This window comes from Arthrobacter sp. UYCu512, from assembly GCF_040547075.1.
GTDB lineage: Bacteria > Actinomycetota > Actinomycetes > Actinomycetales > Micrococcaceae > Arthrobacter.
On record NZ_JBEPPA010000005.1, the window covers coordinates 1 to 24,821 of the forward strand.

Sequence of the window (24,821 nt, forward strand, 5' to 3'; positions counted from 1 at the left end):
CACGGTCACGGACAGCGCGGCAATGGAAATCGTTGCATAGACCAGGCCCTTGTAGCCGAAGATCGGCTTGCGGCTGAAGACCGGGAAAATCTCCGTGACGATGCCGAAGAACGGCAGGGCAATGATGTAAACCTCGGGGTGGCCGAAGAACCAGAACAGGTGCTGCCAGAGGACCGCGCCGCCGTTCTCCGGATCAAAAATATGCGCCCCGAAGCGGCGGTCAGCACCGAGCGCGAACAACGCCGCGGCCAGCGGCGGGAACGCCATCAGCACCAGGATCGCCGTCACCAGGATGTTCCAGGTGAAAATCGGCATCCGCCACATGGTCATACCCGGGGCACGCATGCAAATAACCGTGGTGATGAAGTTCACCGCGCCAAGGATGGTACCGAAACCGGACAGCGCCAGGCCAAAGACCCAGAGGTCACCGCCCACACCGGGGCTGAAGGTCGTGTTGGACAACGGCGCATAAGCAAACCAGCCAAACGACGCCGCACCCTGCGGAGTGATGAACCCGGACACGGCGATAGTGGAGCCGAAGAGGAAAAACCAGAAGGCCAGCGCGTTCAGCCGCGGGAAGGCGACGTCGGGGGCACCGATCTGCAGCGGCATAATCACGTTCGCGAAGCCCGCGAACAGCGGCGTCGCGAACATCAGCAGCATCACCGTGCCGTGCATCGTGAAGAGCTGGTTGTACTGCTCCTTGGTCTGCAGGATCTGCATACCCGGTTCGAACAGCTCGGCACGGATCAACAGCGCCATCACACCGCCGAAGCAAAAGAACACAAAAGAGGCAATCAGGTACATGTACCCGATGGTCTTATGGTCAGTCGAGGTGATCCAGTTGACGACAATGCGTCCCTTGCCGCTGGGCACCGGCGGCGTGCCAACCGCAACGGCGCTCATCTGGTCTAGAGCCATTTCGGCCTCCCGTAGCTGCAACCGTCCGTGCTGGCACGCCGGCACGGACACCGATAAAGCGTTTATCCCGACCGTAGCCACCCGCGGTTCTCCCCGCAAGGGCGCAGCCGCTCTGGTGGCGGCGAATCTATGGCAGCGCCGCGGCCCGGCCCCGCAACCGGGTAAAATTCTTGCTCATGAGTACCGAGCCCGCAACGACCCCAGCACCAGAACCCGCCCCGTCGCACGCATCCCGGATCCACGGCTGCCTGCTGGGCGGCGCGCTGGGTGATTCACTCGGGTACGCCGTCGAATCCGACGACATCTCCACCATCCGCGGAAAATTCGGGGCGGAGGGGCTGCGCGGGTTTGCGGCACTCGACGGGGTCAGCCACTTTTCCGACGACACGCAACTCACGCTGTACACCGTGGACGGGCTGCTGGAAGCGCTGGAGTGGGCCAACTCCGGTGTGGGCGCGGACACAAACGCCTGCCTGTGGCTCGCCTACCTGCGCTGGCTCGCCAGCCAGGGAGTGCCGGTTCCGGAAGCCGCCCCGTTCCAGCCGCCGCGATGGATCGATACCCACGCCGTCCTCAAACAGCGGCGCTCCCCCAACGATGCCTGCCTGAGCGGACTCGCGACGGGAGAAATGGGAACGTATTTCCGTCCCGTCAACCCGGAGTCCAAGGGTTGCGGCACGGTGATGCGCTCGGCCCCGTTCGGTTTGATCCCCTACATTGCCGCCGGCGACGTCTACAAGCTCAGCGCCGACGCAGCCTCGCTGACCCATGGGCACCCCGCGGCGCGGCAGAGCGCCGGCATCTTCAGCCTTGTTATCCATGCGCTGGTCTCCGGCCGGAGCCTGCGCGAGGCAGCCGAAGACGCCCTCGGACTCTTTGCGAACAGCCCGCTGCGCAAGGACGAACAGGTTGATCCCGACGTTATGGCCCGGCTTGGCACCGCACTGCGGCTTGGCACCGCCCGTGCACGGCTGGAGCCGGAGGAGCTGGTCCGGACTCTTGGTGCGGGCCGGGTGGCAGAGGAAGCACTTGCCATTGCGCTGTACGCGGTGCTCGCCACCGAACCGGATCCGACGTCGCCTGCCGGAAGCCCGGCGGAGCACTTCCGCACGGCAATCGCCGTCGCGGTTAACCACAGCGGGGACAGCGACTCCACCGCATCGATTGCCGGCAATATCCTGGGGGCGTTCTACGGCGAGGATTGCCTTCCCGCGCAGTGGCTTGAGGCACTGGAGGCTCCGGAGGTCATCCGCGGCATGGCGACCAGGCTGGCCGCTGTCACCGGCCCCTGACCGGGCCCCGGCTGCGGTCCGCACGGACCACCTGCGTTAGGCCCGGCGGAGCGAAATGTTGTTGCAGGCCTCGCACACGTCCTCGGGAATCAGGCCGCGGCGCTGCAGGAAGCCGAAAACGGCGCAGCCCAGGCAGTAACCGGCAAACGCTTCCAGGGACGCCGCAATAATCAGGAGCGCCAGCAGGATCCACGCCGCCGGTGCAAGTCCGGCGGCGAGCAGGAGTGCCGCAGCCGTGGACAGGACCGCACCGATGCCCTGGGCGAAACGCTTCGGCGGGCCGGGGACCAATCGGCTTTTCCCCAGCCGGGGCGTCAGGACCCGGACGGAAAGTTGGGCGAGCGGTGAAATCCGCGGACCGAAAAGGACACGCAGCCAGAACCCGGCGGCAATCACGGCCAGACCCCAGCCGAAGCCGGTCAGCAGGGTAACCAGCGAAAGCAACACCACCAGTGCGGCAGTGACCCGGGCTGCGTATTCATTCACCGGGTTCGGAAACGCAAAAACCGTGCGCCAGTCGACGGAGCCGCGCGACGCCCGGGCGGGTGCCGGCGGCGCGGCCGGTGCCGAGGTTAGTTTGCTCATCGTCCAAGGCTAGGAGCGCACCCGCTCCGGACGAAAAGTTTGTTGCGCAGTATGACCGCCAGGGCCCTGTCCCGGCGGGTCTCAGGCACTCGCGGCGGAGGCCACGTGCCCGCCCACCATCTGCAGGAATTCGCCCTCGGACAGGACCTCGATCCGTTGCCCGCGTGCGTGCAGCTCCAGCACCCGCCTGGCCTTTCCGGTCAGCCGGCCGGAGCGAAGGTCGGCGGCGACAAAACCGTCTCCGACCACCAGCAAGGTGGTGCGGGCAGTGACCCGGCTTTCGGGCCGGGCGCCCAGCTCGGCGGAACGGACCTTCGCCTCGGGCCGGGGAATGGCCAGTTCGCCGGTGAAGACCACGGTCTGGCCGAACAGCGGGTGGCCGGCCGCGGCGGATGCGTTCGGCGGTGGATTGGCGCCTTCCTCCGGCCAGCCAGGCTGGTAGGGCCGCGCGGGCGCCAGGGCTGCCGGTCCCGCGGCGAGGGCATCGAGGGCTGACTGGCTGGCCTTGGAGAGCGGATCGCACAGCGGGTCGAAAGCCTCCTGGCGGGACACCGCCAGGCCCAGGGACAGGTACAGCTCCGCGACACTGCCGGCCCCGTTGCGCGCGGCGATGTCAATCAGGATCCCGGCGCACGCCCGCGCGTCCTCAGCGGCGTCGTGGTGGTTGAGCAGCGGAACACCGGCCTCCTCGGCCGCGTACGGCAGCGAATTGGACACCAGGGAATAGCAGCGGCGGGAAAGCATCACGGTGCAGACGTAATCATAGGCGGGCCCCGCCAAGCCGGAGACCTCCAGGCCGGAGCGGATCACGCCCAGGTCAAACGCGGCATTGTGGGCGGCCAGGACGTCGCCGCCGATGAACGCGCCGATTTCCGGGAAGAGTTCACCGAAACGCGGCAACCCTGCGACCTGCTCAGGCCGGATGCCGTGGATCCGCACGTTGTGGTGGTCGAAGCGGTCATGGTTTTCCGGCGGCCGCATCAGCCACGAGGCCTCCTCGACCACTACACCGCCGCGGACCTTGCTCAGGCCAACAGCGCACGGTGAACCTCGGAAGCCGTTCGCGGTCTCAAAGTCGATCGCCGTAAAGTCCAAACCCACGCTCCCAACTTTACCGCCGCAAAACCAGCCGGTGGCCCAGCTGCGACGGCCGCGCCGCCGCCGGACCGCGGCCGGGCCAGCTGGCCGACCGTCCGTCGGCGCACGACGGCGGCGGTCAAGTATCCTTGACTGGTGAACCCTTTAGCTTTGAGTGACTTTGCCGTGTCCACGTTCGGCGGCGCGGGCCCGGTGCAGCCGCGGCTTGCCTCCTTCCTGCCCGACTGGCTGAACCCCCAGGTCTTCCTGGCCGACCCCGCCCTTGCGCCGTGGGTGGTCCTGCTGGTGTGTGGCATCATCTTCGCCGAAACCGGCCTGCTGATCGGCTTCTTCCTGCCGGGAGACTCGATGCTCTTCACGGCCGGGCTCCTGGTGGCCACCGGGACCATCAAGTTCAACATCGTTGCCTTCGCTGCGCTGATCATCGTTGCGGCGATCATCGGCAACCAGGCCGGTTACCTGATTGGCTCCAAGGCGGGCCCGGCGATTTTCAACCGGGAAAACTCGAAGCTCTTTAAGCGCGAGAATGTCGAAAGCGCACATGCCTTTTTCGAGAAGCACGGCGGCAAGGCCTTGATCCTGGCCCGATTTGTGCCGATCATCAGGACCTTCGTCCCCGTGATTGTTGGGGTGGCCCAGATGAACAAGCGCCAGTTCTTTGTCTTCAACGTCATCGGCGCCGTGCTGTGGGGCGGCGGCGTGACGCTCCTGGGTTACCTGCTGGGCGACACCGTCCCGTGGGTCCGGGAAAACCTGGACATCATCTTCATCGCGATTGTCCTTGTCTCCGTGATCCCGATCGGCATTGAGGTTATCCGCGGGCTCACCGCCAGGCGCCAGGCCGAAAAATACGGCACCGGCGTCGTTGCGGAGTTCATCGAAGAACACGAGCCCGAAGAGGAACGCAAGACCCCATAATTCCCGCTCGGCAGGCAGTTCGGAAAGCCGCCGTTCTGGAAACCCCGGCCGCAGAGGACGGCGCCCGGCGGTGCGGGGCGCCGTCCTCTATTTAAGTGCCGGTTTCCGCGGACCGCACTACCGCCCGGCCAGCGCCTCCACGATGGCCGGGAGCAGTGCCCTGAACGCGTGCCCCCGGTGGCTGATAGCGTTCTTCTCCTGCGAACTCAGTTCCGCACAGCTGCGGTCCAGGCCATGCGGCCGGAGCACCGGGTCGTAGCCGAAGCCGCCGGTTCCGCGGGGTTCACGCAGCAGCGTGCCCTCCAACTGCCCGAACTCCACGACTTCCCGGCCGTCCCCGGGGGCCAGGCCGGGAACGGCCAGTGCCGCCGCACAGACAAAAGCGGCACCGCGGTGTTCGTCGGGAACGTCGGCAAGCTGGCTGAGCAGCAGCCTCAGGTTCGCGGCGTCGTCGCCGTGCCGGCCGGCCCAGCGGGCCGAGAAGATCCCGGGAGCACCGCCGAGGACGTCGACGGCGAGGCCGGAGTCGTCGGCGATTGCCACCAGCCCGGTCGCCTGCGCCACCGCGCGTGCCTTGAGCAGCGAATTTTCCGCAAACGTTACGCCGGTCTCGGCGACGTCAGGGGCACCGACGGCACCCGCATCCACCACCTGGGTGTCGACGTCGAGCCCGGGCACCTGCCCGCGCAGGAGGTCACGCAGTTCCCGGAGCTTGCCCTGGTTATGTGTTGCGAGAACCAGCAACGGTGCGGCGTGATGTCCTTCCGGAGCCGCTGTCACGGGGCCTCCGCCAGGGTGTCACGCTGGATAGCGGCAAGCTGCTCGGTACCCATCAGGGCGAGGTCGAGCAGTTTGTTCAGCTCATCGCGGTCGAACGGGGCACCTTCGGCGGTGCCCTGGACTTCAACGAACTTTCCGGATCCGGTCACCACAACGTTCATGTCGGTCTCGGCTCGGACGTCCTCAACGTAAGGCAGATCCAGCATTGGAACGCCGTCAATGATCCCGACGGATACCGCTGCGATGGTGTCGATCAGCGGCTGGGCAGTGCGGGGGATCATTTTGTTCTCGCGGGCGAAGCGGATGGCCTCCGCCAGGGCCACGTAGGCGCCGGTGATGGCCGCGGTCCGGGTCCCGCCGTCGGCCTGCAGGACGTCACAGTCCAGCACGATCGTGATCTCCCCCAGCGCCTTGGTGTCGATGATGGAGCGCAGCGAGCGGCCGATCAGCCGGGAAATCTCGTGGGTGCGTCCGCCGATCTTGCCCTTGACGGACTCGCGGTCAGAGCGGGTGTTGGTGGCGCGCGGCAGCATGGCGTACTCCGCGGTGACCCAGCCGCGGCCTTCTCCCTTGAGCCAGCGCGGAACACCCTGGGTAAGGGAAGCAGTGCACAGCACCCTGGTGTTGCCGAACTCGATCAGGGCCGATCCCTCGGCCTGTTTGGACCAGCCGCGGGTGATGCTGATCGGTCGCAGCTGGTCGGGGGTTCGGCCATCGGCTCGGATAACGGGGGCAGTTAAGGCTTCGGAAGTCATGGTTCCAGCTTATCGACCTGCACGGGGCCTGCCGGGCACACCCGGCGCCCGCCACGGCGGGTCCCGCTCAGATGGTGTAGTGCACGCCCGCCACAGCAACGGCAACGTGCTGTCCGAAGACCTGCTTGGCTTCCGCCATCACTGTGGTCGGGGACGTCCAGACCGGGATATGGGTCAGCAGCAGCCGCCGGGCACCGGCGGCAACAGCGGCCTCCCCGGCGCGTCGGCCGGTCAGGTGCACGTCCTTAATGGCGTCGTCGCGCCCTTCCTCGAACGCCGCCTCGCACAGGAACAGATCGGCATCCCGGGCCGCGTCCTCGAGCCCGCTGCAGGCGTCGGTGTCACCGGAATAGCTGAGCACACGGGCAACCGGGTTGCCGTCCTTGTCCGGTTCCGTGACCTCGACGCGGAGGGCGTAGCCTTCATCGACCGGGTGGTTGACGGTGTACGGGGTAACGGTGAACGGCCCCATGGTCACCGGCTTGCGCTCGGCCCAGTGGCTAAAATCGAATTCCTCATGCATTCCGGGGTCAAGATCCAGGCCGTAGGCGGTGGCCATCCGGTCGGCGGTGGCGGCGGGCCCCCACACCGGAATCCTGCCGCGTCCCCAGCCGCCTGGCTTCCACCGCACCGCGACGTGCAGTCCGCACAGGTCCATACAGTGGTCCGGGTGCAGGTGGGTGAGGAAAATCCCGTCAATGTCCTCCAGGTCGGTGTACCGCTGGATGGCCCCGAGCGCGCCACTGCCGAGGTCCAAGACGATCTTCCAGCTCCGTTCGCCGTCGTTGGCGGTCAACAGGTAGCACGATGCCGGCGATCCCGGCCCCGGAAAGGAACCGGTACAGCCCACGATGGTCAGCTTCACAGCCCCGGCCCCCCAACGAAATTGGAGATCCGGCGACGGTTCGTGCCGGCCTGCGCCGCGGCAATCATCTCCGGTGTGATCCTGGCCAGGCTTCCTGTGGGGTATTGCGCAGCGACGTGGTCCACGTGGCGGACGCTGAGCACTTCGGGTCCGAGGAAGCGGCGGGCGAGGTGTTCGAACTGTGCGGCGTCCCCGGTCGCAATAAAGCTGTGCACCGGATCCGTGCTGTCGGTCCGTTCCAGTCCGCGGGAGGCCAGGGCCCGGTAGACGTCCTTGGCGGTCTCCTCGGCACTTGAGACGAGGGTGACGTCCTCCCCCATCACGTAGGAAATGACGCCGGTTAGCAGCGGGTAGTGCGTGCAGCCCAGCACAACTGTGTCCACGCCCGCGGTCCTGAGCGGTTCCAGATACTCGCGGGCTACGGCGAGCAGCTCCGGGCCGGTGGTGATTCCGGCTTCGACGTAGGACACAAAGGCCGGGCAGGCCACGGAGGTGATGTGCAGGTCCGGGGCGGCAGCGAAGGTGTCCTCATACGCGCGGGAGCCGATGGTTGCCGAAGTACCGATGACTCCGACGCGGCCGCTGCGGGTGGCGGCCACGGCACGGCGCACGGCCGGCTGGATGACCTCTATGACGGGGATCCCGTAACGGGCTGTGTAGCGTTCGCGGGCATCGCGCAACACCGCAGCCGACGCCGAGTTGCACGCGATGGTCAGCAGCTTCACACCGGAATCGACCAGCTCATCCATTACCCCCAGGGCGTTGGCCCGGACCTCGGCGATGGGAAGCGGCCCGTAGGGGCCGTTGGCGGTGTCGCCGACATAGAGAATGGATTCGTTGGGCAGTTGGTCGATGATGGACCGGGCCACGGTGAGTCCGCCGACGCCGGAATCGAACACCCCGATGGGGCGCGAACCGATCCGGCTGGCGGTCTGGCTGGCGGTGCTGTTGCCTGCTGGGGAGTCCGCAACAGCTGGCGCTGCCGGATCCATGCTCGATGCTGAAGTCATGATTATTCGAGGATAGGGCTTAGCCAAGGTCGCGGCCATCACATTGTGTCGTCCGACTCATGTCTAATTTGTCACACGCGGCGTCGGCACGCGCCGCGTGCCGATGCCCCGCGCCGCTGGTCAGCGGCGCGTCTCCAGCGACTGCAGCATGGCCTGGACCAGGGACTCCTGCAGCCAGGTGGTGAAGTTGTAGACCAGGGCCAGGTAGCTTTCGACGTCCTCGGCCTGGGACCAGTCCTGCATCAGGTGCACGTGCCCGGCGTCCTCGTCGTCGCGGATGTCCAGGCGTTCGGCGAGCACCAGACGGACATCGTTGAGCGCCATGGACCAGTGCCGTGCATCGGCGGGGGCCAGGACCAGTTCCTCCTTGTCCAGTCCCAGGGACGCGGCCTTCAGCGCGCCGATTTTGCTTTCGCGCAGCGACCGTTCGGTATACCGGCGGAACTCCAGCGAGGCGGCGTCGTCGTCCTTCGAAACGTTCGGGAGCAGCCGGCGCAGGGCGCGGTCGGACGGTTCGCGGGCCTCGGTGTCCAGTCCGACAAGGGCAGCAAGGGGGTCCTGGTCGGCACGTTCCCCCGGCTCCAGCATGGACACAACGTCGTCGAAGAGGCTGCGCAGAAGCTCCCGTTCGGCCGGTTCCAGATAGCCGGTGACGCCTTTGACGCCGAATTTAAATGCCTTAGCCACGTTTTCCCTTCCCCTTTCCTGATCCCCCGCCTGATCCGGAGCCGCCGGTGGCCTTTTCCACGGTGGCCCAGAGACCGTAGCCGTGCATCGCGACGGCGTGCTGCTCCACCTGCTCCTTGCTGCCGTGCGCCACGATGGAGCGTCCTTTTTTGTGGACTTCGAGCATCAGTTTGTTCGCTTTGGCCTCCGAATAGCCAAAGTAGCTGCGGAAGACATAGCTCACGTAGCTCATCAGGTTCACCGGATCATTCCAGATCACCAGATTCCACGGGATATCCGGGGCGGTAAGGACGTCCGTGGACGTCACTGTTCCGGTGTGGGTGCTCTCCTGGGTGTCAGGTCCAAGCGCAACGCTAAGGGTCATCTGTCCATTCTATGGGGAGCCGGTGGGTGGGCCCACGCCGGCGAGGGCCCCGCGGCAAAGCGAAGCGAGACGCGGGAGCCGGTGGGGACTAGAGTGAATTCGTGAGTTCATCAGCTGGCTGGGGCCGTCCCCGCACGTCCCTGTACACCGACCATTACGAACTGACCATGCTCCAGGCCGCTTTGCATTCCGGCGCCGCCCACCGCAGGTCAGTGTTCGAGGCCTTTGCCCGGCGGCTGCCGGACGGACGCCGCTACGGCATCGTGGGCGGCACCGGCAGGCTGTTGGAGGGCATCGCCGACTTCCGCTTCGGCGGCGCCGAGATCGACTTCCTGCGCCGGACGAAGGTGGTCAACGAGGAGACGCTGGACTACCTGGCGGGATTTTCGTTCTCGGGTGATATCTGGGGCTACGCGGAGGGTGACGCCTACTTCCCCAACTCCCCCATCCTGATTGTGGAATCCACGTTCGCCGAAGCCTGCATCCTGGAGACCTACATCCTCTCGATCCTCAACCACGACAGCGCGATCGCTTCGGCGGCCTCGCGGATGATCACCGCGGCCGGCGGCCGGCCCTGCGTGGAGATGGGCTCGCGCCGGACCCAGGAGGAATCCGCGGTTGCCGCCGCCCGCGCCGCGATTATCGCCGGCTTCGACAGCACCTCCAACCTGGCCGCGGGCCTGCGCTACGGGCTCAAGACCGTCGGCACCGCTGCGCATTCCTTTACCCTCCTGCACGACACCGAACGCGAGGCCTTTGAGGCGCAGATCGCCTCCATGGGCAAAGGCACTGCGCTCCTGGTGGACACCTACGATGTCGAGGCGGCCGTTCGCACCGCCGTCGAACTGGCCGGCGACGAACTCGGGGCGGTGCGTCTGGACTCCGGCGACCTCGTGGCGCAGGCCCAATGGGTGCGGCAGTTCCTGGACGATCTGGGCAATGAGCGGACCCGCATCATAGTCACCTCCGACCTGGACGAGTTCGCCATCGCTGCCCTGCAGTCCGCCCCGGTGGACTCCTATGGGGTCGGTACCTCACTCGTGACCGGGTCCGGTGCCCCGACAGCCAGCATGGTTTACAAGCTGGTGAGCCGCACGGACGACACCGGCAGCTTCGTCGCCGTCGCGAAGGCGGCAAAAAACAAAACCAGCAAGGGCGGGCGCAAGTACGCCCTGCGCAAGCTCAACGAGCGCGGCACCGCCACGCAGGAAATTATCGGGGTCGGCCACCGCCCGGACGACGACGGCAATGACCGGCCCCTGCTCCAACAGTTCATCAAAAACGGCGAACTTATGCCTGGCTGGACCGGCCCGGAAGGTGTGCTCCGTGCCCGCCAGCGCCACGCGGACACCATGAAGGAGCTTCCCGCTGTCGTCAACCGGCTGCAACGCGGCGAAGCGGCCATCCCGACCATTTACGAGGAGAACTGATGTCCCGCGCCCTGATCATCGTCGACGTCCAGAACGATTTTTGCGAAGGAGGCTCCCTTGCCGTTACCGGCGGGGCGGAGCTCGCCGGTGCCATCAGCGAATACGTTGACGCCCACCACGGACAGTTTGACCACATCCTGGCAACCCAGGACTGGCATGTGGACCCGGGTGAGCACTTCTCCGATGACCCGGACTTCGTTGACAGCTGGCCGAGGCACTGCGTGGCCGGAACCCGCGGTGCCGAACTGCATCCGGACCTGGATCCGGAATACATCCAGGCCTATTTCCGCAAGGGCCAGTTCACCGCCGCCTACTCGGGGTTCGAAGGACTCCTGGCCCCGGACGATGCCGTGCCCACCGGAGACCGGAAGCCCGGAGCCATGCCCCTTTCGGGGGACGCTGCCGGTGGTGCCGACGGCGCCGGGTCCTTTTCAGGCAGCGATTCCACCCCCGGCGAGGACGCGATCGGGCTGGACGACTGGCTGCAAAGCCACGACGTCGAAGATCTTGTTGTCGTCGGAATCGCCACCGACCATTGCGTTAAGGCGACTGCACTTGACGGCGTCCAGGCCGGATACTCAGTGACGGTCCTGCGGGGCCTGACCGTGGGCATTGCCGAGGATCTTGAGGACTCGTTCGCGGAAATGGAACTCGGCGGCGTGGACATCGCCTGAACCCTTGCGTCCCACCGGCCGGAGCGCTGACAGAAAATCCCATGCCCTCGAAGTAGACTCGAAATCCCTGCCAATATCGCCTGACCCGTAAAAAATCCGGAGTAGAACATGAAAAAGACCCTGACCGTCCTGATCGCTGCCGGTGCACTGCTCGGCGCTGCCGGCTGCTCGGCACCCCAAGACACCACCCAGGAGTCCTGCGCCCGGGTCCAGTCCGTCGGCGCCGGACCAACCTCCGCCGAGGACAAGGCAGGGATGATCCGCCTGGCCAACCGGCTCCGGCCCATCGAGGCCACCGCGGGCGGGGAGATCAAGGCTCCGCTGCAATCCATCGTCGAATACCTGGACGAGACAGCGAAGGAAAACCCGGATTCCGCCAAACTGCAGGACATGCAGGCCGGCTACACGGCTGCGGGTCAGACGCTCGGCGGGCTCTGCGCCGGCGGCGGCCAGTAGCGGCAGGACTGCGGCCGCCCAGGGCCACCAAAAAAGGACCGGGTCGCCCGGTCCTTTTTTATGCCGTCAGCGGCTACTTCCGGCCGACAAACCAGTCCTGGAGTTTCCGCAACCGGGTCTGCAGTTGCTCCTCGTTTGCCTGCGCCACGGCCGGGCCCCCGCACACCGTCCGGAGCTTGGTGTGGACGACGCCGTGCGGGGTGCCCGTGCGCGCGGACCAGGCCGCGACGTTCTTGGCCAGCTCGGTGCGCAGGTCCATCAGCATGCGGTGGTCCGGCATGGCGGGCACCGGTGCTGCGGACGCCGCACCCTGCGCAGACCGTGAGTTTTTGCGGTTGAGCTGATCGTGCTGGCGCTGGCGCAGCAGCGTGCCGACCTGCTCGGCGTCGAGCAGGCCCGGAATCCCCAGGAAGTCCAGTTCGTCCTCCGAGCCCACCTCGCCGCCGGTGCCGAACTCGCCGCCGTCGAACAGTACGCGGTCAAACGAGGCCTGCGAATCCAGCGCCTCAAACTTGCCCTTGGTCAACGAATCGGAGGCTTTCTCCTCGCGGTTCGCCTCGTCCATCAGCGAGTCCTCCGGGTTGAAGAGGCCGTCGCCGTCCTCCTTCTCCGGACGGTCCAGGGCGTGGTCCCGCTCCGCCTCCATGGAGTTCGCCAGTGCCATCAGTTGCGGCACGGAAGGCAGGAAGACCGACGCCGTCTCGCCGCGTTTCCGGGCGCGGACAAAACGTCCAACGGCCTGGGCGAAGAAGAGCGGGGTGGCGGTGGATGTGGCATAGACACCGACGGAGAGCCGCGGGACGTCCACACCTTCGGAGACCATCCGCACGGCCACCATCCAGCGCTTCTCGCTCGCCGTGAACTCCTCGATCTTGCTGGAGGCCTTGGTGTCGTCGGAGAGGATGACCGTGGGCGATTCGCCGGTGATCCTCTTCAGCTGCCCGGCGTAGGCGCGCGCGTCGTCGTGGTCGGTCGCGATTACCAGCCCGCCGGCGTCGGGAACGGTGCGGCGTACCTCACTGAGGCGTTTGTCCGCCCCGGCCAGCACCGCCGGAATCCATTCACCTGTTGGGTTCAGTGCCGTCCGCCAGGCCTGGGAGGTAACGTCCTTGGTGACTGCCGATTCGCCGAGGGAAGCCGCCATTTCCTCGCCGCCGCTTGTGCGCCAGCGCATCTGCCCGGAGTAGGCCATAAACATCACGGGACGGACCACGTGGTCCCGGAGCGCCTTGCCGTAGCCGTAGGTGTAGTCGGCTTTGGAGCGGCGGATCCCGTCGCGGTCCTCGGCGTATTCCACAAAGGGGATCGGCGAGGTGTCTGACCGGAACGGCGTACCCGTCAGGGAGAGCCGGCGTGCCGCGGGCTCGAAGGCTTCGCGGAGCCCGTCCCCCCACGACAACGCCTCGCCGCCGTGGTGGATTTCGTCCAGGATCACCAGCGTGCGTGCGGCCTCGGTCTTGGCGCGGTGCAGCATCGGCTTGCTCGCCACCTGGGCGTAGGTGACGGCCACGCCGATGAAGCCCCGGCCGTGCTGGCCGTCGGCGTTCTTAAAGTTCGGATCAATGGCGATGCCCACCTTGGCGGCGGCGTCCGCCCACTGCCGCTTCAAGTGGTCCGTGGGCGCAACGATCGTGACTCGGTTGACGATATTGGCCTCGATCAGCATGGATGCCACCCGCAGCGCGAAGGTCGTTTTGCCGGCGCCGGGCGTAGCAACCGCAAGGAAGTCCCTGGGTTGAGAGGTGAAGTAGCTGTCGAGGGCTTCCTGCTGCCAGGCGCGGAGCTTCGGCGCGGTTCCCCAGGCTGCCCGCTCAGGATACGCGGGGGGCAGCACTGGTCCGCCAAAGAGTGTCTCTGTCACCTGGGACCCGCCATTTCGCGCACTGCTGCCGCTGCCGGAAAAACCCAATAAAACACAAAAACACCAATCTTTTCGGATGAACCGTCAGTACTTACCGGCCAGCGGGGACCGGGCAGCATTCGCCGGACGGACAGGACCCCGACGCGCGGCCGGACTCCCGGACGCGGTACATGCTGCCGCGGTCCCGCGCTGCCCGGCCGGACTACTTGCCGCCGTCGCCCTTGCCGCCGCCGTCGCCGCCGGGACGGAGGCCTTCGTAGACCTCTTTGCATTCGGGGCAGACGGGGAACTTCTTCGGATCGCGGCCCGGTGTCCACACTTTGCCGCACAAGGCGATCACGGGGTCGCCGGACAGCGCGGACTCCATGATTTTTTCCTTGCGCACGTAGTGCGAAAATCGTTCCCGGTCCCCGGGCTCAACGTCCTGGCGCAGTTCCTCGCGCTCGATCGTGGCCGTCGACGTCCCGGTTCCGGAGAGCTCGCGCATCGGGTCGTTTTCGAGAGGATCGGTCATGCTGTTCATAACATCCATCTTAGCCGCTGGATGTGACGGCAGTGCGACGGGACGGCATCGGCACCGCTGTTCGGGTCCCGGCTGCGGCTCCCGCCTCACCGGTTGACGGCGAGCTGGGCCAGCAGTTCAGGCCCCCGCGCGTCGAGCCATTTGCCACCGAGCCGCACTCCTGCGGCGAACAACGCCGCGCCCAGGACCGGGCCCAGGACCAGGTTGATCCAGCCGGGAACTGTGCTGCCGGTGACTAATTGCGCCGCTACCAGGGCGACTTCGGGGAGCATCAGCACCAGGAGCACCCCCATGCCGCCGAACTGCACGGCCATCGCCTGCGCCATATTGCCCGGCGGCTTCTTGAACGGGCTGTCGCCGGGGAGCGGCACCGCGACGGTGTAGCGTGCCGACACCACCGAGGACAGGCCCAGCCCGCTGAACAGCACCCCGAGGGAGAGCCCGAGCACGCCGGGCAGCAGCGTCCAGTCGGCGCCGAAGAGGAAGGGCAGGGCGCTGAGCGCCAGCACCGTCGGCAGGGCGAAGACCAGGCATGCCAGGGCGCGGCCAAGCCGGTCGTGGCTCCCCCTGACTCCGGTCGAAAGGTGCAGGGCAAAGGCGGTGCTGTCATAGGAGACATCCGTTGAGATGGACCAGGCGAGCAAGAACGCAATCAGTGGGCCGATAAAGAGCAGCAGTCCGTAGGCCCCGGTCTGGGTCGCCTGGAACAGCAGCAGCACCGGCAGCAGCGGCACGACCACGAGAGTGCCGGCGTACCTTGGGTCGCGGAGCCAATAGCTCAGGCACCGCGCCGCGATTGCTCCCGTCGGGGTACCCGGGAACAGGGCGAAGAAGCCCAGCCCTGCGGCGCGCTGCTTGGCGGTGCCGGCATACGGGGGCGTCACGAGGGCCCGCTGCAGCAGGAGTTTCCAGCACAGCGCCAGTCCCGCGAGTGTGGTCAGCGCGATCAGGAACTTCAGCGCCGCGGCACCATAGCTCCCCGCGGCGAGTTCGCCGCCAAGGGACCACGCCGCACCTGCCGGGGTCCATGAGAGCGTTCCGGCGAGTCCGGTCAGGAATTGCCCGGAACCGGCGATGCCCCCGGCGACACTGGCCACAATCGGGCCCATCAGGACCAGCGGGATCAGGAAGACGACGGCGCTGGCGTCCTTGAACCGGCGGGAACCTGCCAGCCCGGCCGTGGCCGTGGTGGCCACCTTGGAGAGCACAATGCAGCTGAGTACGCCAAGCACCGCACCGATGAGGGCGCCCACCGCGCCGGGGAGGCTCCGGGACCAGGTCCCGACGGTGCCAAGCGCCAACAGTGTGGTCGCAATTCCCGGGATTCCGATCAGCCCGCCCAGGGCAAGCCCGGTCAGCAACGCCGGCATCGGCACGGCGAAGGTGGTGAATCGTGCCGGGTCCAGGGTCATGTCGGCGGCTGAGACGGCAACCGGGATGAGCGCCCAGCCCAGCAGCGCCGCGGAGCCGCCCAGCACAACAACAGTCTGCGCCAGGGGCACGTCCTCGCCGCGGAGCAGCAGCAGGGCAGTGACGCCCAAGGCCACCAGCCCCAGCGCATACAGGGCACCGATGCCAAGGCCCACCAGCTGCCAGGGACTGCGCCGGACGCTGTTGCGCAGCAGGGTCAGCTTGAGCCTTAGAAGGTGCGCAACCATTCCAGCCCCTCCGTGTGGTTGCGGCCGCCGACCAGTTGGACGAATCGGTCCTCGAGGGATCCGCCGCCGCGGACCGCGTCCACCGTCCCGGCCGCAAGGACCCGCCCGGCGGCGACAACGGCCACGTGGTCACACATCCGCTGGACCAGGTCCATCACGTGGCTGGAGATAATCACCGTGCCCCCGGACGCCACATACCGGTCCAGGATGTCGCGGATGTTGGCGGCCGACACCGGATCCACCGACTCAAACGGCTCGTCGAGGACCAGCAGCCGGGGCGCGTGGATCAGCGCGGAGGCGAGGGCGATCTTTTTGGTCATCCCGGCGGAGTAGTCAACCACCAGCGTTCCCGCGTCGGCCCCCAGATCCAGGGCAGCCAACAGTTCCTTGACCCGTGCGGACACCACATCCTTGGCCATGCCGCGCAGCAGCCCGGCATAGCTCACCAGCTGTTCGCCGGTCAGCCGGTCAAAGAGCCGGACACCGTCAGGGAGGATTCCCATGAGTTTTTTGGCCGTCAGCGGCCGTTGCCAGACATCCACTCCGTGCACCAGCGCCGTGCCGAAGTCCGGCCGCAGCAGCCCGGTAGCCATCGACAGCGTGGTGGTCTTACCGGCTCCGTTCGGGCCGACGATACCGTAAAAGGAGCCTGCCGGAATATCCAGGCTGATACCGTCGACGGCGATTTTATCGCCAAAGCGCTTGGCGAGCCCGCGCAGCGACAGCGCCGGAACCTCCTGCCCCGGCTGGTGTCCAGTGCCGTGCGGATGTGGTTCGGGAAGACTCATAACGCTAGGCTAGCTGCCCCGGTACCCGGAAGGGATCCTCCGAGAGGCGTAATCTTGGCCGCCAGCGGGTCCCTAGAAGGAATGACGGGGAATGGCACGTTCGTATTGCGGGGGCCACGCCAGGTTATCGCCAAGTTCGAACGCGGCCCGCAACCACCAGTGCGGATCACGCAATGCTGCCCGGGCGATGAACACGCCGTCAGCCTGTCCGGTCGCCACGGCATGTTCGGCTTGGCCGGCGGAGGTCAGCAGGCCAACGGTGCCGGTCCGGACTCCCGTTTCGCGCCGGATGCGCGCGGCGAAACCGGTCTGGTAGCCGGGCCCTGCCTTGATCTGCTGGTGTGCCACGGCGCCGCCGCTGGAAACATCCACGAGATCCACACCATGCTCCGCGGCTGCCTTGGCCAGACGGACCGAATCCGCAACGTCGATGCCGCCTTCGGCCCAATCGGAGGCAGAGATCCGGAGCAGTAGGGGCATGGAGTCGGGAATGACCGCGCGGACGGCATCTATCACCGCGAGGGTCAGCCGGTTTCGCCCAGCCTCGTCGCCGCCCCAGCGATCGGTGCGGTCGTTGATGAGCGGACTCTGGAACTGGTGCAGCAGATAACCGTGGGCGCCATGTATTTCGATGGTGTCGAAGCCGGCTCCGACGGCCCGGACGGCGGCCGCGGCGAAGTCCGCGATGACGGCGTCGATCTCGGTCTCAGTCATCGCCGAAGGTGACTCGTAGCCATCAAAAGCCCCGGTGCCCGGTCCCACGGTGGGCCAGCCGCCGTCGTCCGCCGGGACCGTTCCCGTGTGGCCGGAGAACGGCCAGTAGGAGGATGCCTTGCGGCCGGCATGCGCAAGCTGGGTGCCGATTTTCGCCTCCGCGGTGCCGTGCCGGTGCACAAAGGAGGTGATCCGTTCCCAGGCCGCTGCCTGGTCGTCGTTGTAAAGGCCGGCGTCACGCGGGCTGATCCGGCCGGCGGCATTCACGGCCGCCGCTTCGGTGAGGATCAGGGCTGCCCCGCCGGTGGCGAACGCGCCCAGATGCATCAGGTGCCAGTCGTTGGGGACACCTTCCCCGGTTTCCGGCTCGCAGCTGTACTGGCACATCGGAGATACCCAGCCGCGGTGTTGCAGGGTCACGGAGCGGAGTTCCAGCGGAGTGAAAAGCGCCGACGCCATCAGAAAAGCACCCGAGCGAGGTTTTGGCGCGCCTTCGCCACGCGGTCGTCGGCCGGACCCACAACATCGAACAGTTCCAGCAGCCTGATCCGTGCAGTTTCCCGCTCCGGGCCGAAATTCCTGCCGATGAACGCCACGATCCTACCGAGGCCGTCCTCGATATGACCGCCTGCGACGTCCAGGTCCGCCACCTCAAGTTGGGCCTCGAGGTTATCCGGCCCGGCGGCGGCTTTCTGGCGCAGCGCCTCGGTGTCCGCGGACGAAAGCACCTGGAGCCGGTCCATCAGTCCCACCTGTGCCAGTCCGGTCTTGGCTTCGGAGTCTGCCGGCATCTCCAGCAGTGCCTGGCGGTACGCTTCGGCGGCCGCAGCGAAGTCCCCGGCTTCGATCGCGTCGAACGCCTTCTGGTGCAGCGGAGGCAGCGGCGCAGCTTCGGGTTCGGCAGCTCCTGCTCCCCCAGCGCCGACACGTCCGGCCACGCCGTTGGCACCGGCGACCTTAAGCAGCTCATCCAGCAGGCTGCGGACCTGTGGTTCCTCTGCACCGCCTTGGAAAAGGGGCACCGGCTGGCCCTTGACCAGCGCCACGGCGGTCGGCACTGCCTGCACCTGGAACGCCTGGGCGAGCTGCGGGAATGCTTCGACGTCCGCGGCGCCGAGCACCAGCTGGCCCTCGTAGCTGTCCACGATCCGTTCCAGCGTGTCCACAACGTCAGCGGAACCGGGCGAATAGGAAGCCCAGAGTGCAACGACGACCGGGACCTGGGCCGAAAGCTCAACGAGTTCCTGGAAGTTTGCTTCGGTGATGTCCACCCGGAGCGGACGGGCCGGGGGCTCCGCCTCGCCGCCGGCGGCGGCCCCGGGCAACTGTGGTGATCCGGCGGCAGGCGGCGCGGGACGCTGTTTCAGTGCGGAAAGGTCGACGGCGCCCCGCAGGCTGAGCGGGTTGGCGGCAGCTGGCGGGACCGGGCGGGAAACTGGCGAAGTCATGGTTCCACTCTAGCCACATTGGCCCCGGACGGTGCGACGCGGGTCGCACCGTCCGGGCGAAAGGACCCGGCCCCGGCCAGGCACGGACTACTTGAAGGAGGCTCCCACAAGTCCACGGGTGGCGGCCACGAGTTTCATCGGGTCCTGGGATCCTGCCGGCGGAATGAAAACAGCCACAGACTCGGCAAAGTTCAACACCATTCCGGTGCTGGTCTCTTTGCCGCCCGCCAACGCCGCTGCGTCATCTCCGATTGTCAGTTTGTCCCCGGCGGCCTTGGGTGTGCCATCAAAAGCGAAGTTCAGCCGTCCCAGCGCCAAGGCACCGCCGTCGGCAGTCCGGAACACCACAACGCTTTCGGGCACCACTTTGTGGGTGAAAGCGAAAGTGCCGTTAACGCCGGAGTTCACTACGTCGCCCTGATATGCCAGCGTGTCAGCAATGTAGGGCGAGGAAGCACCCTCGGTGAGTTTGTCCTTGAACGAAGAATCGGCGGAGTTCAGCCGGTCGCCCAGCCCTGCCAGGGCTTCCTCACCGCTGTACAGCAGACCAGATTTATCCGTGGGCGCAAGCGTCTCGGTGCCCCCGCGGGCAATTCCCGGGAAGGTCGTTCCCGGTTGCAGCGGCGTGCTTAGGACCAGCTTGTAGTTCTCCCGCGGAGAGGCCTGGGTCAGGGTGAGCAACTGCGGCACAACATTGCCCTCGCCCTGGGTAACGGCCATCACAGAGCGCGGCCAGGCGCGCTGCTCGGTGACGACAGTGGTCAGGAGCTTGGTCGCACGGACCGGCATCCGGGCCTCGTACGAACCAACCTGGGACCGGATCTTGTAGTTCTGGGTGCGCACCTCGAGCTCGGGTCCGGCCACCCGCGCCGCCAGCTGGCTGGCGTCCCGGGCTGCGTCTCCTGCGTCGACGGCACTGGAGACCTGTTCAAGGATGCGGCGGAACTGCACATCGAGCAGGACCGGCAGACCCGAAGCCTGCCCGCCGGCGGCCGAAGTGCTCGGCGACGGGGACGGCGTCTGGCTAGCCTGGGCGGCCGTGCCGCTGCCTGCGACAGCGGTGGCGGTCAGCAGCGCGACGGCGGCTGCGCTGCGCCTGAGCCGCTGCGCCACCGGGACCGGCCGGGCGGTGAACTGCTCGGCGCCGCCCTTCGGATCGGTGCGCTCCGGATCACCCGCGGACGGACCGATCACGGGGACGCCCCCGGTGGCACCGGCGGATTCCGCTGCATCTTTGCGTGCATTGGCTTTGCGTGCCGCGGCTTTGGCCATGGCGCCGCGGGGGCCCGTGCTGTCGCCGGCACCGTCGCTGCCGGTGCGCCCGCCGGTCCTGGGCCTGAGTGCCAGCAGCGCGGCGCCGGCCAGAATAAGCAGTCCCCCGAGAACCATAAAGGGAACGGCCCAGGGGGTGGACGTGTCATTCGGGAAGGTGATGGTGATCGAACCGGGGGCCGGTTTGGTGCCATCGGCCGCCAGCAGCAAGGACCAGTCACCGTCCGCCGGCGGGGTCCAGTTGTACTTCAGCTCGCCGCTGGCGTTTTCGGTGCCGGCCCACAGGTCCGAGCCAGCCGGCGACGGCGCGGTGGATTCTCCGTCGGCATGCGTCAACTGCAGGTCCTTGCCGTCCTCCGAAACGCCGGAGACGGTGTTGTGGGCAGTCTTGCCCACCCAGGCCGCGACATCGTCGGGCCGGCCGGCCGCGAGGATGAAGCTGCCTTCGCCCTTGACGTTAATAGTCACCGTGCCCGCGTGCAGGGTGCGCAGCTTTTCGTCAAAGACCGTCAGCGGCGCGGCGGTGGCACCGGCGGGTGCTGTGGCGGTCACGGTCTCGGCCGGAGCCCAGAAGGTCTTCTGCCCGATGCCGGCCAGTAGTGTCAGGAGGCCCAGCAGCACTAGTGCAACTGCAGTCTTGAAACGCAAAATATTACCCATCATCAGCGGACGCTTTGCCTTAATAGTAACCGTTTTGTTACCACGGAGTCAGATCGGACTGTTTGTCAACCCCCGGGGAGGCGTTGGCAGCGGCCGCCAGCGCACGCTTAACAAGCCTGCTGATAGTGTTTGCGGTGATCATCACACGGGGCCGGCACCGCCTCTCCGCCGGGAAAATACAGACAATAAAGGGCTTCAACGCAGTGACTGGACACACGGACTCGTCCCCCTCAGGACCGGAAGAAAAACAGGAATCCGGCAGCACGGCGGGGCCCGCGCACGAACTGGTTTCCCCCCGCCGCAGCGCCCTCGCTGGGGTGCTGAATTCCTTGGCCCACCGCCTGCGCCAGCCCATTCCGGGAGCACAACCGCGGCTTCGTTTCGAGATGCCCCCGGAGCAGGACCAGATCCTGGCCGAGACAGAGGCGAGCACACGCTTCGGCGATCCCGGGCCGCGAATGTCCTCCCAGCACCCCCTGTACGTCGGCTTCCTGGGGACTGTCGGCGTCGGCATGGCACTGCTTGTGTACTGGATCGGTTCCAACACAACACAGCTGCTCCTGTGGATCGTGGCGGCGCTTTTTATCGCCTTGGGACTGGATCCGGTGGTGCGCTGGCTTGAGACGAAAAGGGTCCCCCGCGCCGCCGGGATCGTGATCGCCGTGGCCAGCCTGGCCCTTGCCATTGCGGGTTTTTTTGCCACGCTCATCCCGACCATCGTCCAGCAGGTCACCCAAATCGTCGAGGAAGCACCGCGCTGGGTCACGGACTTCATTAACTCCGACTTCTTCCGCAGCATCGACAACCAGTACGGGGTGCGGGAACGCATCACCCAGGAGCTGGAGAAGTTCGTCAACAACCCGGAGGCGATGGGTGGAATCTTTGGCGGCGTCGTCGGATTCGGCACCACTGTGGCAAACGGCCTCTTCGGGACGCTGATCGTCCTGGTACTCAGCCTCTACTTCCTCGCTGCCCTGCCGGCGATGAAAAAATGGGGCTATCGCCTGGCTCCACGGTCCCGCCGGGCCAGGGTGGAAGCCCTGTCTGAGGAAATCACCGGATCGGTGGGCAATTATGTGATCGGGCAGGCGGTCGTCGCCCTCCTGAACGCCGCCTACTCATTCATCGTGATGTCCATCGTTGGCGTCCCTTTCGCCGTGCTGCTGGCCTTTGTGGTGGCGCTGCTGGCGTTCATTCCCCTGGTCGGAGGCTTGATTGCCGGGGTGATCGTCACGCTGATTGCGCTCACCGCGGGCTGGCAGACTGCAGTGGTCTACGCCATCTGCTACTTCGCCTACCTGCAGTTCGAGGCCTACTTTATCTCCCCGCGTATTATGCAGAAGGCCGTGGCAGTGCCCGGTGCCGTGGCAGTCATCTCGGTGATCGCCGGCGGCAGCCTCCTCGGTGTGCTCGGTGCACTGATAGCGATCCCCACCGCCGCGGCCATCATGCTCCTGGTCAAGGAAATTTTTATCGTCCGTCAGGACAAGCACTAACCCAAGGGTGCGCGACCATCAACCTGCCCGGCGGGCTCCGGTGTGCACTTAGGCGTGCGCCGTGGCCAACGGGCCGTCCCATTCCTCCGGCAGCCGGGTGGCAGTTGCCCCCGGCAACACCTCGTCGACAATCTCGTTAAGCACCCGGCCGGCGTATTTTTCCCCCACCCACAGGTGCTTGGCACCGTCCACGCCGATAACGCGGGCCTGCGGCACCACTGCGAAACGCTCCGCGGCCTCGACCGGCTGGAGATAGTCGTCAAGTGCGGGGACCAGCACCTTAAGCGGTTTGCCGGCTGCCGCCCATTCCTTCAGGTGAACCTCCGTGGCCCGGTGCAGGGGCGGCGAGAGCAGGATGGCGCCGGCCACCCCGGAGGCCACCGGTTCGGATGCCCCGTACATCAGCGCGAGCTCCGTACCAAAGGACCAGCCCACGAGCCAGCGGTTCGGCAGGCCACGGTCCACGGCGAACTTCACGGCGGCTTCGACGTCCAGGCGTTCGCCGATGCCCTCCTCAAATTGGCCCTCGCTGGTTCCCCTCGGCGAGCCGGTGCCGCGGGTGTTGAACCGGAGCACTGCAATTCCGGCCAGGGCTGGAAGGCGGTAGGAGGCTTTCCGGTAGATGTGCGAGTCCATAAACCCGCCGTGCGTCGGCAACGGATGCAGGGTGATCAGGGTGGCCTTCACCGCACCGGACTCGGGGAGCGCGAGTTCGCCGACGAGCCGGTGTCCGTCGCCGGTGATGAGCTCCACGTTCTCCCGGTGGGCGGGAAGCACTGTGGAGGCACGGATCGCTGTCGGTTCGGAAGGCTGGCTGAAGACGTACGACGCCGGGTCAAAACTCATGCGTCCAGCTTAGCGACACCAACCGGGGGCCGCGTCAGCGGTAGCGGTAGCTGCGTGAGGTCCAGCAGTTGGTGTGCCAGTGCCGCCGCTCTGCGAGTCCCGCGGCCGCCCCGAAGAGGTGGTCCTCGGACCACACCACGAGGTGTGCCACACCGGGCAGCACCGCCGTGGAGCAGCCTGGACAATTGTAGGTCTTCTCGGCGCGGCCGGCGGTGATGGACCGGACCGACCACTCTCCGTCGGGTGCACTCTCCCGGCGCGCGACGCCGGTGCGCGCACGCTCCAGGTCCAGTTCCGGCACGGGACCGCCCTTCACACCGGGCTTGGTTGCTTTGCCGGTCCCTGCCTTGCCTGATCCGGATCGCCCGGAGACGGGCCGGCGGGGACGGTTGGAACGGGGCATGGTTCCATTCTGCCCCAGTCCGGGTGCCCCCTGTCGCCGCAGGCGGTAGTGTTGACCGGGTGCGTTTAGTCATAGCCCGTTGCTCCGTAGATTATGTCGGCCGGCTCAAAGCCCATCTCCCGCTGGCGACCCGGCTCCTGCTGGTCAAGGCCGACGGTTCCGTCCTGGTCCATTCCGATGGCGGGTCCTACAAGCCTTTGAACTGGATGAGTCCGCCGGCGTCGCTGCGGGTCTCCACCCCGGACGAAGTCGACGTCGAAATTGGTGTGATCGAACAATGGACCGTCCAGTCAGCCAAAACGGATGACCGGCTGATCATCAACATCCATGAGCAGCTGCACAACACCTCCCACGAGCTCGGACAGGATCCCGGCTTGATCAAGGACGGTGTCGAGGCTGACCTGCAGCGGCTTCTGGCTGACCAGATTGAACTCCTGGGCACCGGATTTACCCTTATCCGCCGCGAGTACTATACGGCTATCGGACCGGTGGACATCCTGGCCCGGGACGCCGGTGGCGCCACAGTGGCCATTGAGCTCAAGCGCCGCGGCGACATCGACGGCGTCGAGCAGCTGACCCGCTACCTCGAACTGCTCAACCGCGACCCGCTGCTGGCTCCGGTCCGCGGGATCTTTGCGGCCCAGCAGATCAAGCCGCAGGCCAAGGTGCTGGCGGCCGACCGCGGCATCGACTGTGTCACCCTCGACTACGATGCCATGCGCGGCGTCGACGACGTCGAATCCCGGCTTTTCTAAGCGGCCGGAATTCGGCGCTGGCTGCGTTCATCGATTCTTTGTACAAAATTTATGCCAATTGTGGGCCTCGCCCGTTGACCTGACGCAGCTCACATGAAATTCTTATGGGAGTCTTTGTGTAGGTATTTTTATGCTCGCAAGACATGTTGCGAGCGTGAAGCGCCTGCCGCCGAAGCCCGGGTATTCCGGTCCCACAGCCTCAAATGCTTCTCGCGGAGTGACCAAGCGCGGCACGAAGTGTGCCGGGTTTAAAACAAGATTCAGAACGAGGAGATTTACATGGCACAGGGAACTGTCAAGTGGTTCAACGCTGAAAAGGGCTTCGGCTTTATCACCCCGGACGACGCCGACGGCGATGTTTTTGTTCACTACTCGGAGATCCAGACCGGCGGCTTCAAAACCCTCGACGAGAACGCCCGCGTTCAGTTCGAAATCGGCCAGGGCGCCAAGGGCCCGCAGGCAACCGGCGTGACGCTGGTCTAGTACCCACAGCGGGGACTGCCTCCGGCGGTTCCGCGCAGAATGATCCCCGGCTTCCGAGCCGGGGATCATTTTTTGCCCC

26 protein-coding genes are annotated in these 24,821 nt (G+C 66.4%); 8 read left to right on the forward strand and 18 right to left on the reverse strand.

Annotated features, from left to right (window positions below; translation table 11 throughout):
- On the reverse strand, positions 1-921 hold a 921-nt coding region (locus ABIB49_RS06410; protein WP_354156826.1), incomplete at its 3' end, for a cbb3-type cytochrome c oxidase subunit I.
- Positions 922-1,097: 176 nt separating this feature from the next.
- Between ABIB49_RS06410 and ABIB49_RS06415 the strand changes: the two genes are divergently transcribed.
- On the forward strand, positions 1,098-2,213 hold the full coding sequence (locus tag ABIB49_RS06415) for an ADP-ribosylglycohydrolase family protein (protein WP_226774486.1): 1,116 nt from the start codon (positions 1,098-1,100) through the stop codon (positions 2,211-2,213).
- Positions 2,214-2,249: 36 nt separating this feature from the next.
- Here ABIB49_RS06415 and ABIB49_RS06420 read toward each other — a convergent pair whose 3' ends face one another.
- The gene (locus tag ABIB49_RS06420) at positions 2,250-2,798 is read right to left on the reverse strand and encodes a DUF4395 domain-containing protein (protein ID WP_226774485.1); all 549 of its coding nucleotides are present in this window, start codon (positions 2,796-2,798) and stop codon (positions 2,250-2,252) included.
- An 81-nt stretch (positions 2,799-2,879) separates the two neighbouring features.
- Positions 2,880-3,899, reverse strand: a complete 1,020-nt coding sequence (locus ABIB49_RS06425; protein ID WP_226774484.1) for a 3'-5' exonuclease — start codon at positions 3,897-3,899, stop codon at positions 2,880-2,882.
- A 147-nt stretch (positions 3,900-4,046) separates the two neighbouring features.
- Here ABIB49_RS06425 and ABIB49_RS06430 point away from each other — a divergent pair, with 147 nt between their 5' ends.
- Positions 4,047-4,814 (forward strand): VTT domain-containing protein, encoded by a 768-nt coding sequence (locus ABIB49_RS06430; RefSeq protein ID WP_226774494.1) that lies wholly within the window; start codon positions 4,047-4,049, stop codon positions 4,812-4,814.
- 117 nt (positions 4,815-4,931) lie between these two features.
- Here ABIB49_RS06430 and rdgB read toward each other — a convergent pair whose 3' ends face one another.
- The 6 genes from rdgB to clpS form a co-directional block, all read right to left on the reverse strand.
- Complete coding sequence (gene rdgB, locus ABIB49_RS06435; protein ID WP_226774483.1) at positions 4,932-5,594, reverse strand: RdgB/HAM1 family non-canonical purine NTP pyrophosphatase; 663 nt, start codon at positions 5,592-5,594, stop codon at positions 4,932-4,934.
- The gene (rph, locus tag ABIB49_RS06440) at positions 5,591-6,349 is read right to left on the reverse strand and encodes a ribonuclease PH (protein ID WP_256446768.1); all 759 of its coding nucleotides are present in this window, start codon (positions 6,347-6,349) and stop codon (positions 5,591-5,593) included. The genes rdgB and rph overlap by 4 nt, the downstream gene beginning before the upstream one ends.
- A gap of 67 nt (positions 6,350-6,416) precedes the next feature.
- Positions 6,417-7,214, reverse strand: coding sequence for an MBL fold metallo-hydrolase (locus ABIB49_RS06445; RefSeq protein ID WP_226774482.1), 798 nt, complete (start codon positions 7,212-7,214; stop codon positions 6,417-6,419).
- The gene (gene murI / locus ABIB49_RS06450) at positions 7,211-8,224 is read right to left on the reverse strand and encodes a glutamate racemase (protein ID WP_396021258.1); all 1,014 of its coding nucleotides are present in this window, start codon (positions 8,222-8,224) and stop codon (positions 7,211-7,213) included. The genes ABIB49_RS06445 and murI overlap by 4 nt, the downstream gene beginning before the upstream one ends.
- Before the next feature lie 120 nt (positions 8,225-8,344).
- Entirely contained in the window at positions 8,345-8,911 is a 567-nt protein-coding gene (locus tag ABIB49_RS06455) for a DUF2017 domain-containing protein (protein ID WP_226774480.1), read from the reverse strand.
- Entirely contained in the window at positions 8,904-9,275 is a 372-nt protein-coding gene (gene clpS, locus ABIB49_RS06460; RefSeq protein ID WP_226774479.1) for an ATP-dependent Clp protease adapter ClpS, read from the reverse strand. Before clpS ends, ABIB49_RS06455 begins: the two co-directional genes overlap by 8 nt.
- A 101-nt stretch (positions 9,276-9,376) precedes the next feature.
- Here clpS and ABIB49_RS06465 point away from each other — a divergent pair, with 101 nt between their 5' ends.
- The 3 genes from ABIB49_RS06465 (at position 9,377) to ABIB49_RS06475 (ending at position 11,835) form a co-directional block, all read left to right on the forward strand.
- Positions 9,377-10,705, forward strand: coding sequence for a nicotinate phosphoribosyltransferase (locus ABIB49_RS06465; protein WP_226774478.1), 1,329 nt, complete (start codon positions 9,377-9,379; stop codon positions 10,703-10,705).
- A complete protein-coding gene (locus tag ABIB49_RS06470; RefSeq protein ID WP_226774477.1) occupies positions 10,705-11,379 on the forward strand; it encodes an isochorismatase family protein in 675 nt (224 codons plus the stop codon). The genes ABIB49_RS06465 and ABIB49_RS06470 overlap by 1 nt, the downstream gene beginning before the upstream one ends.
- A gap of 108 nt (positions 11,380-11,487) precedes the next feature.
- Positions 11,488-11,835, forward strand: coding sequence for a hypothetical protein (locus ABIB49_RS06475; protein WP_226774476.1), 348 nt, complete (start codon positions 11,488-11,490; stop codon positions 11,833-11,835).
- A 73-nt stretch (positions 11,836-11,908) separates the two neighbouring features.
- On the opposite strand, the gene ABIB49_RS06480 is transcribed toward ABIB49_RS06475, so the two are convergent.
- From ABIB49_RS06480 to ABIB49_RS06510, 7 genes are all read right to left on the reverse strand, one after another.
- On the reverse strand, positions 11,909-13,696 hold the full coding sequence (locus ABIB49_RS06480; RefSeq protein ID WP_226774475.1) for a DEAD/DEAH box helicase: 1,788 nt from the start codon (positions 13,694-13,696) through the stop codon (positions 11,909-11,911).
- Between the two features lie 202 nt (positions 13,697-13,898).
- Complete coding sequence (locus ABIB49_RS06485; protein WP_396021259.1) at positions 13,899-14,210, reverse strand: DUF3039 domain-containing protein; 312 nt, start codon at positions 14,208-14,210, stop codon at positions 13,899-13,901.
- 95 nt (positions 14,211-14,305) lie between these two features.
- Complete coding sequence (locus ABIB49_RS06490; protein ID WP_226774473.1) at positions 14,306-15,877, reverse strand: transporter; 1,572 nt, start codon at positions 15,875-15,877, stop codon at positions 14,306-14,308.
- Positions 15,859-16,665 carry an ABC transporter ATP-binding protein gene (locus ABIB49_RS06495; RefSeq protein ID WP_226774472.1) on the reverse strand — a complete coding sequence of 269 codons (807 nt, stop codon included), beginning with the start codon at positions 16,663-16,665 and terminating at the stop codon, positions 15,859-15,861. The genes ABIB49_RS06490 and ABIB49_RS06495 overlap by 19 nt, the downstream gene beginning before the upstream one ends.
- Positions 16,666-16,737: 72 nt before the next feature.
- Positions 16,738-17,838, reverse strand: coding sequence for an NADH:flavin oxidoreductase/NADH oxidase (locus tag ABIB49_RS06500; protein ID WP_226774471.1), 1,101 nt, complete (start codon positions 17,836-17,838; stop codon positions 16,738-16,740).
- On the reverse strand, positions 17,838-18,827 hold the full coding sequence (locus tag ABIB49_RS06505) for a tetratricopeptide repeat protein (protein WP_226774470.1): 990 nt from the start codon (positions 18,825-18,827) through the stop codon (positions 17,838-17,840). Before ABIB49_RS06505 ends, ABIB49_RS06500 begins: the two co-directional genes overlap by 1 nt.
- 87 nt (positions 18,828-18,914) lie before the next feature.
- A complete protein-coding gene (locus ABIB49_RS06510; protein ID WP_354156827.1) occupies positions 18,915-20,762 on the reverse strand; it encodes a hypothetical protein in 1,848 nt (615 codons plus the stop codon).
- 281 nt (positions 20,763-21,043) lie between these two features.
- Between ABIB49_RS06510 and ABIB49_RS06515 the strand changes: the two genes are divergently transcribed.
- Positions 21,044-22,255, forward strand: a complete 1,212-nt coding sequence (locus tag ABIB49_RS06515; protein ID WP_226774492.1) for an AI-2E family transporter — start codon at positions 21,044-21,046, stop codon at positions 22,253-22,255.
- 48 nt (positions 22,256-22,303) lie between these two features.
- On the opposite strand, the gene ABIB49_RS06520 is transcribed toward ABIB49_RS06515, so the two are convergent.
- Together ABIB49_RS06520 and ABIB49_RS06525 are read right to left on the reverse strand one after the other, a co-directional pair.
- A complete protein-coding gene (locus ABIB49_RS06520; RefSeq protein WP_226774468.1) occupies positions 22,304-23,101 on the reverse strand; it encodes an alpha/beta hydrolase in 798 nt (265 codons plus the stop codon).
- A gap of 34 nt (positions 23,102-23,135) precedes the next feature.
- Complete coding sequence (locus ABIB49_RS06525; protein ID WP_283479343.1) at positions 23,136-23,504, reverse strand: Rv1322 family protein; 369 nt, start codon at positions 23,502-23,504, stop codon at positions 23,136-23,138.
- A 59-nt stretch (positions 23,505-23,563) separates the two neighbouring features.
- On the opposite strand from ABIB49_RS06525, the gene nucS reads away from it, so the two are divergent.
- Both nucS and ABIB49_RS06535 read left to right on the forward strand, forming a co-directional pair.
- Entirely contained in the window at positions 23,564-24,259 is a 696-nt protein-coding gene (nucS, locus tag ABIB49_RS06530; RefSeq protein ID WP_226774466.1) for an endonuclease NucS, read from the forward strand.
- A 279-nt stretch (positions 24,260-24,538) separates the two neighbouring features.
- Positions 24,539-24,742, forward strand: a complete 204-nt coding sequence (locus tag ABIB49_RS06535) for a cold-shock protein (RefSeq protein WP_069952225.1) — start codon at positions 24,539-24,541, stop codon at positions 24,740-24,742.
- Positions 24,743-24,821 lie beyond the last annotated feature (79 nt).

What these genes read in the sequence shown, in the direction of transcription:
- ABIB49_RS06415 (WP_226774486.1), top strand. Translation starts at nt 1,098, where the DNA reads ATGAGTACCGAGCCCGCAACGACCCCAGCACCAGAACCCGCCCCGTCG.
- ABIB49_RS06420 (WP_226774485.1), bottom strand. Translation starts at nt 2,798, where the DNA reads ATGAGCAAACTAACCTCGGCACCGGCCGCGCCGCCGGCACCCGCCCGG.
- rph (WP_256446768.1), bottom strand. Translation starts at nt 6,349, where the DNA reads ATGACTTCCGAAGCCTTAACTGCCCCCGTTATCCGAGCCGATGGCCGA.
- murI (WP_396021258.1), bottom strand. Translation starts at nt 8,224, where the DNA reads ATGACTTCAGCATCGAGCATGGATCCGGCAGCGCCAGCTGTTGCGGAC.
- clpS (WP_226774479.1), bottom strand. Translation starts at nt 9,275, where the DNA reads ATGACCCTTAGCGTTGCGCTTGGACCTGACACCCAGGAGAGCACCCAC.
- ABIB49_RS06470 (WP_226774477.1), top strand. Translation starts at nt 10,705, where the DNA reads ATGTCCCGCGCCCTGATCATCGTCGACGTCCAGAACGATTTTTGCGAA.
- ABIB49_RS06475 (WP_226774476.1), top strand. Translation starts at nt 11,488, where the DNA reads ATGAAAAAGACCCTGACCGTCCTGATCGCTGCCGGTGCACTGCTCGGC.
- ABIB49_RS06485 (WP_396021259.1), bottom strand. Translation starts at nt 14,210, where the DNA reads ATGACCGATCCTCTCGAAAACGACCCGATGCGCGAGCTCTCCGGAACC.
- ABIB49_RS06490 (WP_226774473.1), bottom strand. Translation starts at nt 15,877, where the DNA reads ATGGTTGCGCACCTTCTAAGGCTCAAGCTGACCCTGCTGCGCAACAGC.
- ABIB49_RS06495 (WP_226774472.1), bottom strand. Translation starts at nt 16,665, where the DNA reads ATGAGTCTTCCCGAACCACATCCGCACGGCACTGGACACCAGCCGGGG.
- ABIB49_RS06500 (WP_226774471.1), bottom strand. Translation starts at nt 17,838, where the DNA reads ATGGCGTCGGCGCTTTTCACTCCGCTGGAACTCCGCTCCGTGACCCTG.
- ABIB49_RS06505 (WP_226774470.1), bottom strand. Translation starts at nt 18,827, where the DNA reads ATGACTTCGCCAGTTTCCCGCCCGGTCCCGCCAGCTGCCGCCAACCCG.
- ABIB49_RS06510 (WP_354156827.1), bottom strand. Translation starts at nt 20,762, where the DNA reads ATGATGGGTAATATTTTGCGTTTCAAGACTGCAGTTGCACTAGTGCTG.
- ABIB49_RS06520 (WP_226774468.1), bottom strand. Translation starts at nt 23,101, where the DNA reads ATGAGTTTTGACCCGGCGTCGTACGTCTTCAGCCAGCCTTCCGAACCG.
- ABIB49_RS06525 (WP_283479343.1), bottom strand. Translation starts at nt 23,504, where the DNA reads ATGCCCCGTTCCAACCGTCCCCGCCGGCCCGTCTCCGGGCGATCCGGA.
- ABIB49_RS06535 (WP_069952225.1), top strand. Translation starts at nt 24,539, where the DNA reads ATGGCACAGGGAACTGTCAAGTGGTTCAACGCTGAAAAGGGCTTCGGC.